At 69.1% G+C, this 11,351-nt stretch carries 8 protein-coding genes, 1 tRNA gene and 1 pseudogene; 6 read left to right on the top strand and 4 right to left on the bottom strand.

The features are described from left to right. Positions 1–21: 21 nt before the first annotated feature. From A5758_RS02725 to mfd, 3 genes are all read right to left on the bottom strand, one after another. On the bottom strand, positions 22–750 hold the full coding sequence (locus A5758_RS02725; RefSeq protein ID WP_156622475.1) for a lytic transglycosylase domain-containing protein: 729 nt from the start codon (positions 748–750) through the stop codon (positions 22–24). A 145-nt stretch (positions 751–895) separates the two neighbouring features. Beyond that, positions 896–1,882, bottom strand: a complete 987-nt coding sequence (locus tag A5758_RS02720) for a nucleoside triphosphate pyrophosphohydrolase (RefSeq protein ID WP_067735984.1) — start codon at positions 1,880–1,882, stop codon at positions 896–898. Positions 1,883–1,955: 73 nt separating this feature from the next. Further along, complete coding sequence (gene mfd, locus A5758_RS02715) at positions 1,956–5,618, bottom strand: transcription-repair coupling factor (protein WP_067735981.1); 3,663 nt, start codon at positions 5,616–5,618, stop codon at positions 1,956–1,958. Positions 5,619–5,725: 107 nt separating this feature from the next. On the opposite strand from mfd, the pseudogene A5758_RS02710 reads away from it, so the two are divergent. Next, positions 5,726–6,771, top strand: a pseudogene (locus A5758_RS02710) (diaminopimelate decarboxylase). Here A5758_RS02710 and A5758_RS02705 read toward each other — a convergent pair. Then, positions 6,768–7,364 carry a TetR/AcrR family transcriptional regulator gene (locus A5758_RS02705; RefSeq protein WP_156622474.1) on the bottom strand — a complete coding sequence of 199 codons (597 nt, stop codon included), beginning with the start codon at positions 7,362–7,364 and terminating at the stop codon, positions 6,768–6,770. The pseudogene A5758_RS02710 and the gene A5758_RS02705 overlap by 4 nt on opposite strands. 168 nt (positions 7,365–7,532) lie before the next feature. Here A5758_RS02705 and A5758_RS02700 point away from each other — a divergent pair. From A5758_RS02700 to A5758_RS02680, 5 genes are all read left to right on the top strand, one after another. Continuing rightward, positions 7,533–7,604, top strand: a tRNA-Gln gene (locus A5758_RS02700). A 187-nt stretch (positions 7,605–7,791) separates the two neighbouring features. Further along, positions 7,792–9,279: a bifunctional UDP-N-acetylglucosamine diphosphorylase/glucosamine-1-phosphate N-acetyltransferase GlmU gene (gene glmU / locus A5758_RS02695; RefSeq protein ID WP_067735978.1), complete on the top strand. Its 1,488-nt coding sequence runs from the start codon at positions 7,792–7,794 to the stop codon at positions 9,277–9,279. Positions 9,280–9,370: 91 nt separating this feature from the next. Beyond that, complete coding sequence (locus tag A5758_RS02690) at positions 9,371–10,351, top strand: ribose-phosphate diphosphokinase (RefSeq protein ID WP_067200445.1); 981 nt, start codon at positions 9,371–9,373, stop codon at positions 10,349–10,351. After that, positions 10,351–10,707, top strand: a complete 357-nt coding sequence (arsC, locus tag A5758_RS02685) for an arsenate reductase (glutaredoxin) (RefSeq protein WP_067200442.1) — start codon at positions 10,351–10,353, stop codon at positions 10,705–10,707. The genes A5758_RS02690 and arsC overlap by 1 nt, the downstream gene beginning before the upstream one ends. Continuing rightward, positions 10,704–11,351 (top strand): LpqN/LpqT family lipoprotein, encoded by a 648-nt coding sequence (locus A5758_RS02680; protein ID WP_067200438.1) that lies wholly within the window; start codon positions 10,704–10,706, stop codon positions 11,349–11,351. The genes arsC and A5758_RS02680 overlap by 4 nt, the downstream gene beginning before the upstream one ends.

Genomic DNA, 11,351 nt, shown 5'->3' with positions numbered 1-11,351 from the left:
CGTAGGGCCTGATACATCCTGCTACAGCGGGTGACCCGCCGCATAAGCGGTCGCCCAGTCGCGCACCGCGCGCGCGTAGACGCCGGAGTTGTTGTAGGCCCGCAGCGCGGTTATCCAGCCGCGCGGCGTCCCTAAATCCTTTCCCCGCCAACACAGATAACCCGCGGCCGCGAGCGCGGCGTCGTCGATGTTGTCCGGGCTGACGCGGCCGTCGTTGTGCGCGTCGACGCCGTACAACCGCCAGGTCTCGGGGATGAACTGCATCGGCCCCATGGCCCGCACCACCCCATCGTCGTCCGTCACCGGTTCCTCGCTGTCGACGATGCGCAGGGTGCCGCCACTGCCATCCAGGCGGACTCCGCGAATGGGGGGGCTCACGTCACCGTTGGGGGCCAGCCGCGCGCCGCGATAGGTGCCGTGATGGCTCTCGACCTGCCCGATGCCCGCCAACGTGGTCCACGCGATATGGCACTTCGGGTTCTCCACCTCGGCAACCCGGGCCGCGTACGCGTAGGCCTCCAGCGCGATCACCGGGATCTCCAGGGTCGGGGAGCGCTGTTCGGCCCAGGCCCGCAGCTGGTCCGCGGGCCGACCGCTGGCGTGCGTGTCCACCGGCGGCACCGGAGCCCCGGCAGGCGGCGGGACGCCCTCCGGGATGAACAGGCTGAGCTGCCACGTGCAACTGGAGGCCAGCAGCATCGCGGTCGCGCCTATCACGGCGGCCGCGCGCAACCAACGCCTCGGCGACACCATGCTGGTTAAAGCTCCCTCGACTCCCCGGCACCAACTTCCGCACAACCATCGTCCCACGGGTTGCGGTGCTGCCCGGCCCTATCGGGGCGGCCGGCGCACGATTTCGGCAAACTATCGATTAGCCGACGCGCAGCTTGAGCCCTCAGGCGTCGTCGGCAACCGCATCCGCCGCAGACTCGTCGACCACCTCGTCCGACGGCCAGTGCTCACGCCACTCGTCTTCGGTGACCTCGCCGAGCGGGGCGACGTCGAATTCCTCCGGAACACCCGCGCCGCGGCGCGTCGCGGCGATCGCCCGCTCGACTGCGCGGACCGTGTCCACGAACTCCAGAACCGCCGTGCGCAGCGCGCTTTCCGCGTCACCATCGGCCGACACCGAGATGGAGGTGATCTCGGCGGGGATGAGATCGGCGGGCAGGCCGGCCTTCTCGGCACGCTGAATCACCTTCTGAGCCAACGCCAGCGCCGGCTGCCCGGTATGCACCTCGTCCATCACGTATTTGCGCGGCTTTTCGGCCGCCTTGCGCTCTTCCCATTGGGCCAATTGCTCTTCGAGCGAAATGGTCTGACCCGCAAGCACACCCGGAACCCGATTGCCCAACTTTCGCATCAGCGTGACGGCGACGTCATCGATGGTGAAGGGAAGTTGCGGGGCGTCCTCTGCGATGCGCGCGTGAAAGAGCACCTGCAGCAACACGTCGCCGAGTTCTTCGCGCAGCTGATCTGCGCTGCCGCTGCGGACCGCGTCCAACAGTTCGTAGGTCTCCTCGAGCAGAAACCTGCGCAACGAGTCGTGAGTCTGCTCGCTCTCCCACGGTCCGGCTGTGCGCAGTTTGTCCATCATGGCCACCACGTCGACCAGTCGTTCGCCGCGCGGTGTCTCCGGCGCGGAGATCAACCGGGCGCCGGCCGCCAGCCGGGCGGTGACGGCGGGATGCTCGGGGTCCGACGACAGCAGCACCGGCGCTGGATCATCGGGGTCCCCGGCATGCACCGGACGCGCCGCGGGCAGCGACCACGGCACCGCGACGGGCATCTCCTCGGTGTACTGCACCTCACCGCTGAGGTGTTCGATGGCCTCGACCGGCACCAGCGACGGGCGGCGGGGGTCGAACAAGACGACGATCATGGGCGCCGCTCTCCCCCGCCAGCGGGTGGTGCCCCCACCCCATCGCATCGCTTTGTATCGTCGCCGGCGCGGATCATCGCGCTTGCCGCTCCTCACTGGCCATCGCTGCAGGTGAACTCGTTATATCAATATCCGTCTGGGGTTTACCTTGCAGCGCCGTCACCAGGTTGGCCACCATCTGCGCCAACTCCACGTCGCGGATGCGTGCCGCACCGACGCCCCCGTCCCGCGGGATGGGCACCTGCACCGTGGAAGTCGTGGCGCGGTAGCTCGCGGCCGGATACATCCGCTTGAGGCGCACCTGGGCCGAATCGGGCAGCGTTATCGGCGACAGCCGCACGGTCGCCGCCGACGGGGCCGACACCTCGGTGATGCCGGCGCCGCGGCACAGCAGCCGCAACCGCGCGACCGCCACCAGGCGCAGGGCCGGTTCGGGCAACGCACCATAGCGGTCGACGAGTTCCTCAATCACGGCCGCGATCTCGCTGTCCGAGCCCGCGGCGGCCAGCCGCCGATAGGCCTCCAGCCGCAGCCGGTCGCTGGCGATGTAGTCCGGCGGCAGGTGGGCGTCCACAGGCAGGTCGATCCGCACATCCTTGGGTTCCTCGGCGGTGGTGACGGTCTGGCCGTCGGCGGCCGCTCGGTAGGCCTCCACGGCCTCTCCCACCAGCCGCACGTACAGGTCGAACCCGACCCCGGCGACGTGCCCGGATTGCTCGACGCCCAGCACGTTGCCGGCGCCACGGATTTCGAGGTCTTTCAACGCGACCGCCATGCCCGCGCCCAGCTCGTTGTTCTGCGCGATGGTCGCCAGCCGGTCGTAGGCCGTCTCGGTCAGCGGCGCGTGCTGCGGGTACAGGAAGTAGGCGTACCCGCGCTCGCGGCTGCGCCCCACCCGGCCGCGCAGCTGGTGCAGCTGCGAAAGCCCGAAGGTGTCGGCGCGCTCGACGATCAGCGTGTTGGCGTTGGAGATGTCCAGCCCGGTCTCCACGATCGTCGTGCACACCAGGATGTCGTACTCGCGGTTCCAGAACCCCTGCACGGTGCGTTCCAGCCGCTCCTCGGGCATCTGCCCGTGCGCGACGACCACCCGCGCCTCGGGCACCAGCTCGCGGATCCGGGCCGCCGTCCGGTCGATGGAGCTCACCCGGTTGTGCACGTAGAAGACCTGCCCGTCGCGCAGCAGCTCGCGCCGCAAGGCGGCCGCCACCTGCTTGTCGTCGTGCGGCCCGACGTAGGTCAGCACGGGATAGCGCTCTTCGGGCGGGGTCAGGATGGTCGACATCTCGCGGATCCCCGCCAGACTCATCTCCAGCGTGCGTGGGATCGGGGTGGCGCTCATGGTCAGCACGTCGACGTGGGTGCGCAGCGACTTGATGTACTCCTTGTGTTCGACGCCGAACCGCTGCTCCTCGTCGACAACGACCAGGCCCAGGTCCTTCCAGCGCACCCCGGTCTGTAGCAGCCGGTGCGTGCCGATCACCACGTCCACCGACCCGTCTGCCAGGCCCTCGATCACGGCGCGGGACTCGGCGTTGTCGGTGAACCGGGAGAGCCCCTTGACGGTCACCGGGAAGCCGGCCATTCGATCGGTGAACGTCTGCAGGTGCTGGTCGGCCAGCAGCGTGGTGGGCACCAGCACGGCGACCTGCTTGCCGTCCTGGACGGCCTTGAAGGCCGCGCGCACCGCGATCTCGGTCTTGCCGTAGCCGACGTCCCCGCAGATCACCCGGTCCATCGGGATCGGCTTCTCCATGTCGGCCTTGACCTCGGTGATGGCGGTGAGCTGGTCGACGGTCTCGGTGAAGCCGAACGCGTCCTCCATCTCGGCCTGCCACGGGGTGTCCGGCGCGAAGGCGTGCCCGGCGCTGGCCTGCCGTTTCGCGTACAGCGCGACGAGCTCGCCGGCGATCTCGCGCACGGCGCGGCGGGCCTTGGTCTTGGTGTTGGCCCAGTCGCTGCCGCCCAGCTTGCTCAGCGCGGGCGCCTGCCCGCCGACGTACCGGGACAGCTGGTCCAGCGAGTCCATCGGGACGTACAGCTTGTCCGACCCGCCGCCCCGCTTGCTGGATGCGTACTCCAGCACCAGGTACTCGCGCCGGGCGCCGCCGACCGTGCGTTCCGTCATCTCGACGAACCGGCCGATGCCGTGCTGGTCGTGAACCACCAGGTCCCCGGCCGTCAGCGCCAGCGGATCGACGGTGTTGCGGCGCTTGGCCGCCAGCCGCTTGCCCTCGACGGCGGTGGCCCGGCTGCCGGTCAGGTCGGTCTCGGTGATGACGACCAGGTTGGCGCCCGGGATGACGACGCCGTCGTGCAGCGGGCCCTTGAGGACGCTGACGATCCCCGGTTTGAGTGTGGTGTCGGCCGCGCCCGGTTCCAGCATCGCCGCGGGGGTGTCGGAGTCGGCCAGCCGCTCGACGACACGATGGGCGGTGCCGGCGCCCGGGGCGACTACCGCGGCGTACCCGCCGGTCGATACGTGCGCGCGCAGCATGGCGAAGATGCCGTCGATGTCGTGCTGATGCCCGCGGGCCGACGGCGCCGCCCGGATCTCCAGCTCCACCGCCGACTCGTCGGACAACTGGCTCAACGTCCACCAGGGATGACCCGAGCGCACCGCCGCGGCGTGCACGTCGTCCAGCTCGGCGAACCCCGACCCGCCGAACTGCGCGACGTCGACGGGGGCGTCGGTGCCCAGCGCCGCGACGGACCACGACGCCTCGAGGAACTCGCTGCCGGTCTTGATCAGGTCGGCGGCCCGGGTGCGCACTTTTTCGGGGTCACACAGCAGCACCGGAGTCCCCTCGGCCAGTTGGTCGGTCAGCAGCGCGTGTTCGCCGGGCCGCAGGACCGGCAGCAGCGCCTCCATGCCGTCGACCGCGATGCCCTCGCCCAGCTTGGCCAGCATGTCGGTGACGCTGCCGGTGATGGCGGGCTCGGCCCCGGAATGCCGGGCGGCCAGCGCGGCGGCCCGCTCCCGCACGTCGTCGGTCAGCAGCAGTTCGCGGCAGGCCACCGCGATGACCGTCTCGACCTCGATCTCGGGTATGGAGCGCTGGTCGGCGACCGAGAACATCCGCATCTCGCTGACCTCGTCGCCCCAGAACTCGATGCGCACCGGATGCTCGGCGGTCGGCGGGAAGACGTCGAGAATCCCGCCGCGCACGGCGAATTCGCCGCGCCGGCCGACCATGTCGACCCGCGTGTAGGCCAGCTCGACCAGCCGGGCGACGACCTCCTCGAAGGCGATCTCCTGGCCGACGCTGAATGTCACTGGCTCGAGCAGGCCCAGCTGCGGCGTCATCGGCTGCAGCAGTGAGCGCACGGCGGTCACCACGGCGCGCAGTGGTGGACCCAACCGGGTGTCGTCGGGGTGGGCCAGCCGGCGCAGCACCGTGAGCCGGGCGCCGACGGTGTCGACGCCCGGAGAGAGCCGCTCGTGCGGCAGGGTCTCCCAGGACGGGAAGGCCGCCACGGCGTCGCCGAAGACGCCGCGCAGTTCGGCGGTCAGGTCATCGGCTTCACGCCCGGTCGCGGTGACTACCAGCAGAGGACCCAACCGCTCCAGCGCGCTGGCGACGAAAAGCCGTGCGCTGGCTGGACCCACCAGGTGCAGCTCGGCCGGTCGCTCTGCCGCGCTTTCGATCAGTTGCTGGAAGGTCGGCGCGGTGAGCGCCAATTCAACGAGCCCCGCGATCGGGGGTTCTGGGCGAGCAGGCCCCGGTGCGGTCATGATGAATCCATTCTAGGGGCGCCAGAATTCGTCAATTTTGACCCCGGCGCCGTCAAGGGATCGTTAGGAAGACGGCCCCCGACCCGACGCGGGCGCACGTTGGACTCATGACATTGCTGGACATCCTGCCGTCCCTGGGCCACGCGGCTCCCCCGCGGTTCGATCCCGCGCTCTGGCCCGTCACCGCCCACCCCGACGAGGAGGGCAGGCTCAGCGTCGGCGGTGTGCCCCTGGCCGATATCGCCGACGAGTTCGGAACCCCGGCCTACGTGCTCGACGAAACCGACTTCCGGCGCCGCGCCCGCCGCTACCGCAAGGCGCTGCGCGGCATCCAGGTGGTGTACGCCGGAAAGTCGCTGCTGACCACCGCGATGGCCCGGTGGGTCCGCGAAGAGGGCCTCGGTATCGACGTCTGGTCAAGCGGTGAGCTGGCCGTCGCCCTCGCCGGTGGAATCGCCCCGGCGCGGATCATCATGCACGGCAACGCGAAATCGCCCGACGAGTTGCGCGACGCGGTCCGCGCCGGGGTGGGGCGGATCGTGGTGGATTCGTGCATGGAGATCGCCTACCTCGCGGGCGTGGCCCGCCCGCGTCAGCCGGTGCTCATCAGGGTCACCCCGGACATCGACATCCACGGACACCGAGCGGTCACCACGGGTATCAGCGACCAGAAGTTCGGGTTCACTCTCGCCGGCGGCCACGCCGCCGACGCCGTGAGGCGGGCGCTGGCCCACCCGATCCTCGACCTGGTCGGGCTGCACTGCCACATCGGCTCGCAGGTCACCGACCCGGCGCTCTACGGCGAGGCGATTCACCGGCTGATCGCCGCCATGGCCGACATCCGGGCCCGGCACGGCGTCATCCTCACCGAACTCAACCTCGGGGGCGGGCACGCCGTCCCCTACGTCGCGGGCGACGCCGAGCTGGACCTCGACGAGCTGGCCCGCGTCATCGAGGACGCGCTGGACGAGGCCTGCGCCGCCGAGCACTTCCCCCGCCCGAGCGTCGTGGTGGAACCCGGGCGGGCCACAGCATGGCGTCGAACTACAACCTGGTCGGCCGCCCGGCCGTGGTCGGCGTGAGCAACGGCCGGGCCCGCGAACTGGTCCGCCGCGAAACGATCGCCGATCTGGCGGCCCGCGACCGCGGCTAACCGTCGTCCTGCAGCCGGGGGTCGGCTTCCAGATGGGTCAGCCCGTTCCACATCAGGTTGACCAGGTGCGCCGCGACCACTTCTTTCTTGGGCTCACGCGTATCGAGCCACCACTGGGCCGTCATCGAGACCGAGCCCACCAGCGCCTGGGCGTACAGCGGCGCCAGCTCAGGATCCAGGCCGCGACGGGCGAAGTCGCCGGCCAGGATGGAGCTGACCTGGTTGACGGCGTCGTTGAGCAGGCTGGAGTAGGTGCCCGAGCTGATCGCGGCCGGTGAGTCGCGGATCATGATGCGGAAGCCGTCGGTGCGCTCTTCGACGTACGTGAGCAGCGCCAGCGCGACTCGCTCGACCCGCACCCGGGACCGGTTGTTGGTCAACGACGACGTGATGCCGTCCAGCAGCGCCGACATCTCGCGGTCGACGACCACGGCGTACAGCCCCTCCTTGCCGCCGAAGTGCTCGTAGACGACAGGCTTGGACACGTTGGCGCGCAACGCGATCTCCTCGATGGAGGTGCCCTCATAACCGCGTTCGGCGAACAGCGAGCGCGCGATGCCGATGAGTTGTTGTCGGCGCTCGGTACCGGTCATCCGGGCGCGCGGCGCGCGGGCCTCTTTGTCCGGCTCCTTATCGAGAACAGCCACGTCAATCAGCGTATAGCGTCGCCCGCACCGAACCGCCCGTCTTTCCCTCGGCGCCGCGATCGGCCCGCGCACCGTCTAAAGTCTGTTGGTGGCGCGGGCCCAGAAGGCTTGCAATCCGTCGTGGTGTAATCGGCAGCACCTCTGATTTTGGTTCAGATAGTTCAGGTTCGAGTCCTGGCGACGGAGCTTGGCTCGTCGAGTGTGGGACCTATGCCCGATTCGAGGCGGCGGTTTCCATACTTTGGGCCCCACAGTCGGCGAGTGGACATGAGTGATCGCCCAGGCCGCGGTCTTTGCGTCAACATCAGGTGAAGTGCCACGCTTGACGGCGTGTCGTCGTGCCAGAGCGCACGCCGGGGTTGAGGAGAAGTTGATGGCGTCTCGTGGTGATACCGCGGTCCTGGTGCTCGCGGCCGGGCCCGGCACCCGGATGCGGTCGGACACCCCCAAGGTGCTGCACACGATCGCCGGTCGCAGCATGCTGTCCCACCTGCTGCACGCGATCACCAAGGTCGCGCCGCAACACCTGGTGGTGGTCCTGGGCCACGACCACCAGCGCATCTCCCCGCTCGTCGCCGAGTGGGCCGACGACCTGGGGCGCGGCATCGAGGTCTCCCTGCAGGACCGCCCGCTCGGTACCGGCCACGCGGTGCTGTGCGGCCTGTCCGCGCTGCCCGAGGACTACGCCGGCGTGGTCGTCGTGACCTCCGGCGATACGCCGCTGCTGGACTCCGACACCGTGGCCGACCTGATCGCGACCCACAACGCGGGATCGGCCGCCGCGACCGTGCTCACCACGACGCTCGCCGACCCCACCGGGTACGGCCGCATCCTGCGCACCCAGGACAACGAGGTCACCGCGATCGTGGAACACGCCGACGCGACACCCTTCCAGCGTGAAATCCGCGAGGTCAACGCCGGCGTCTACGCCTTCGACGTCGCGGCGCTGCGCTCCGCGCTGAGCCGGCTGAGCTCCAACAACGCCCAGCAGGAGCTGTATTTGACCGACGTCATCTCGATCCTGCGCGGCGACGGGCAGGCCGTCCACGCCCAGCGCGTCGACGACAGCGCCCTGGTCGCCGGCGTCAACAACCGCGTCCAGCTCGCGCAACTGGGCGCCGAACTCAACCGGCGGATCGTCGCCGCCCACCAGATGGCCGGGGTGACCATCGTCGACCCCGCGACCACCTGGATCGACGTCGACGTCACGATCGGCCGCGACACCGTCCTCCACCCCGGCACCCAGCTGCTGGGCCGCACCCAGCTCGGCGGCCACTGCGTCGTCGGCCCCGACACCACGCTCACCGACGTCACCGTCGGCGACGGTGCATCGGTGGTGCGCACCCACGGCACCTCGTCGGCCATCGGCGCCGGCGCCACGGTCGGCCCCTTCACCTACCTGCGGCCCGGGACGGCGTTGGGCGACGACGGCAAGCTCGGCGCGTTCGTCGAGACCAAGAACTCGACGATCGGCACCGGCACGAAAGTTCCGCACCTGACCTACGTCGGCGACGCCGACATCGGCGAGCACAGCAACATCGGAGCGTCCAGCGTCTTCGTCAACTACGACGGCACCAACAAGCGGCGCACCACGATCGGCTCGCACGTACGCACCGGGTCGGACACCATGTTCGTCGCCCCGGTGACGGTCGGGGACGGGGCATACACCGGCGCGGGAACCGTGGTCCGCGACGACGTCCCCCCGGGCGCACTGGCGGTGTCCGCCGGACCGCAACGCAACATCGAGGGCTGGGTGCAGCGCAAACGGCCGGGCAGCGCGGCCGCCGAAGCGGCCGAAAAGGCGACCCGAAAACCAGCCGGGGCCACCGGCGACACATCCGAGCCCGAATCGACATCGTGACTTTGGTATCTGGTAACCCGGCCACATTTCCGTACCATTCGCTACGTACGATTGGCCATCCACTTCTGATCCGAACGGCGAGGGCAGCGCGTTGAGCCACGACTGGACCGACAACCGCAAAAACCTGATGCTCTTCTCCGGCCGTGCGCACCCGGAGTTGGCCGAGCAGGTGGCAAAGGAGCTCGACGTCCACGTCACCGCTCAGACGGCGCGGGAGTTCGCCAACGGCGAGATCTTCGTCCGGTTCAACGAGTCGGTCCGCGGGTGCGACGCGTTCGTCCTGCAGTCGGCCCCGGCGCCGGTGAACGACTGGCTGATGGAACAGCTGATCATGATCGACGCGCTCAAGCGGGGCAGCGCCAAGCGGATCACCGCCGTCATGCCGTTCTACCCCTACGCCCGCCAGGACAAGAAGCATCGCGGCCGCGAACCGATCTCGGCGCGACTGGTCGCCGACCTGCTCAAGACGGCGGGCGCCGATCGGATCGTGACCGTGGACCTGCACACCGACCAGATCCAGGGTTTCTTCGACGGCCCGGTCGACCACATGCGCGGGCAGAACCTGCTCACCGGATACATCCGGGACAACTACCCGGACGGAAACATGGTGGTCGTCTCCCCAGACTCGGGCCGGGTGCGCATCGCCGAGAAGTGGGCCGACGCATTGGGTGGCGTCCCGCTGGCCTTCATCCACAAGACCCGGGATCCTCGGGTGCCCAACCAGGTGGTGTCCAACCGCGTCGTCGGCGAGGTGCAGGGCAGGACCTGCGTGCTGATCGACGACATGATCGACACCGGCGGCACCATTGCCGGCGCTGTGCAGCTGTTGCGCGATGACGGCGCCGCCGACGTCATCATCGCGGCCACCCACGGCGTGCTGTCCGACCCGGCCGCCGAGCGGCTCGCGGCCTCGGGTGCTCGCGAGGTGATCGTCACCAACACGCTGCCGATCGGCGAGGAGAAGCGCTTCCCCCAGCTCACCGTCCTGTCCATCGCGCCGCTGTTGGCCAGCACCATTCGCGCCGTCTTCGAAAACGGCTCCGTCACGGGGCTATTCGACGGGGACGCCTAGTGGCTGCACGGCCAGGCGAGGCGGTCATCTACCACAATCCCCGGTGCAGCACCTCGCGAAACACGTTGGATCTCTTGCGCGACAGTGGGTTCGAGCCGACCATCGTCGAGTACTTGAAGGACCCGCCGTCGCGCGACGAACTGGTGCAGATGATCAACGACGCCGGGATCGACGTGCGCACCGCGGTGCGCAAGCGGGAATCGCTGTACTCCGAGCTCAATCTCGCCGATGCGACCGACGACCAGTTGCTCGACGCCATGGTCGAACACCCGATCCTGATCGAACGACCGTTCGTCGTCACGCAGAAGGGCACCCGGCTGGCTCGGCCGGTCGACACGGTCCGCGAGATTCTGTGAGACGTGCCTGCGCGGCCGCGGCCATTGCGCTGACGCTGCCAGCGGTGGCGTGCAGTCCGAAAACGCCTGACTATCAATCGATCTGGTCCACGACGCCGACAACCACGACCACCACGACACGGGTGGCCAAGCCCGTGCCGCTGTCGCAATATCTGCAGAACATCGGCGTGACCGGCGAGCAAGTCGCGCCGGGCAACCTGCCCGACCTGACGGTGTCGATACCGACGCCCCCGGGCTGGTCGGTGGCGAACAATCCGCACATCTCCCCGAAGACGCTGATGATCTCCAAGGGCGGCAAGTATCCGACCGCCAGACTCGTGGTGTTCCTCCTGCACGGCGACTTCGATGCCGCCCAGGTGATCCAGCACGGCAACGACGACGCCCAATTGTTCGAGGACTTCAAGCAGCTGGACGCCTCGACGACGCCCTACAACGGCTTCCCCTCGTCGATGATTCAGGGCAGCTACGACTTGGATGGCACACGGCTGCACAGCTTCAACCGGATCGTCATCGCCACCGGTTCCCCGCCCGCCAAGCAGCGATACCTGGTTCAGCTGACCATTACCGGCCTGGCCAACGAGGCGGTCGCGCAGTCGACCGACATCGAGGCGATCATGCGAGGATTTGTCGTCGCGGCGAAGTGA

It is taken from the genome of Mycobacterium sp. 852014-50255_SCH5639931, assembly GCF_001665605.1.
GTDB lineage: Bacteria > Actinomycetota > Actinomycetes > Mycobacteriales > Mycobacteriaceae > Mycobacterium > Mycobacterium paraffinicum.
This window is presented reverse-complemented; position numbering and strand designations above follow the sequence as displayed.